The organism is Alloalcanivorax profundimaris, assembly GCF_015265435.1.
GTDB classification, from domain to species: Bacteria; Pseudomonadota; Gammaproteobacteria; order Pseudomonadales; family Alcanivoracaceae; genus Alloalcanivorax; species Alloalcanivorax profundimaris.
In genome coordinates this window covers 1-1,238 of record NZ_JABJWH010000025.1, presented here as the reverse complement: position 1 = coordinate 1,238, position 1,238 = coordinate 1, and the positions used below count along the sequence as shown (strand labels likewise).

Here is a 1,238-nt window from a genome sequence, read left to right as displayed (position 1 = left end):
GTCGCTCCTTGTGTCTCTCCGCAGGGGAGATGATTAGCTATCATCCCCCTTTCAGCCTGGTGGCAACCCGAGTCGCTCCTGAGGTCCTGGAACCTGTGCAGTAGATGGGACCACCAGGCTGTTTCTCTCGAAACTTGAACGGTATCCAAGCCACTTCCGTGCGAAGAGAGGCTGTACGAACAAGGAAAGGTGGAGAGATGGCCCACATTGGCATCGACGTCAGCAAAGGCAAACTGGACCTGTGCTGGCTGCGTGAGAACGGCAAGATGAAGACCAAGGTCTTCACCAATCATCCTAAACACTATCCCGCGCTGATGGACTGGCTGACCCGCCAAACCGGCGAACAGGCCGGGGATCTGCGCGTGTACCTGGAAGCCACGGGAATTTACCACGAGCCCGTGACGGAGTGGCTGCATGAGGTGGGTGTGCAGGTTCATGTGGTGAACCCCGCCCAGGTGCGCCATTACGCCCAGGCGCTGGGTAACTCGGGCAAGACGGACAAGAAAGACAGCCAGCTTCTGGCGCGCTACGGCCTTGATCGTCAGCCTCCCAGATGGAAGCCGGAACCGGCGGGGATCCGCCGCTTACGGCGCCTGGCCAGCCGTCTGGAGACGGTCCAGCAGGACATCCAGCGCGAACAAAATCGTCGTGAGAAGGCTCAGTTCAGTCGGGATACGGAAACGGTATCGTCGATCGATCAGGTTCTGCTGGCCTTGCAGAGCGAAGCGAAACGACTACGCGAAGAGATTAAAGACCATATCGACAGCGATGGTGACCTCCAGCGCGACCAGGAGCTCTTGAAGAGCATCCCCGGGATCGGTGACGCCACGTCGGTCCATCTGATGGTTCTACTGCGGGGCAAGGTGTTCCGCAGTGCCCGCCAGGCGGCGGCGTTCGTGGGGCTGGTACCGCGCGAATGGACCTCCGGGACCTCGGTGCGAAGTCGGCCACGTCTGACCAAAAAGGGCGCGCCAATGATGCGTCGACGGCTGTACATGGCGGCAGTGGTCGCGAGTCGACACAATCCGATGGTGGAAGCGCTTTACACCCGATTGCGGCAAGCGGGTAAACCTCCCATGTCCGCTCTGGGGGCCGCCATGCGCAAGCTGGTGCACATCGCCTTCGGCGTGCTGCATCGGCAAACCCCATTCCAGACCCAACCCGTTGGGGGTTGAGTCCGGATAGGAGAGACGGTATCTACAGTAAAAGGATGCGGTAGGAGCGACTTCAGTCGCGAT

General features: G+C 60.3%; 1 protein-coding gene. It reads left to right on the top strand.

The window, feature by feature from the left end; genetic code table 11:
• The first annotated feature begins 197 nt into the window (after positions 1–197).
• Positions 198–1,175 carry an IS110 family RNA-guided transposase gene (locus HMJ39_RS13775; protein WP_194297761.1) on the top strand — a complete coding sequence of 326 codons (978 nt, stop codon included), beginning with the start codon at positions 198–200 and terminating at the stop codon, positions 1,173–1,175.
• The last annotated feature ends 63 nt before the right edge of the window (positions 1,176–1,238 follow it).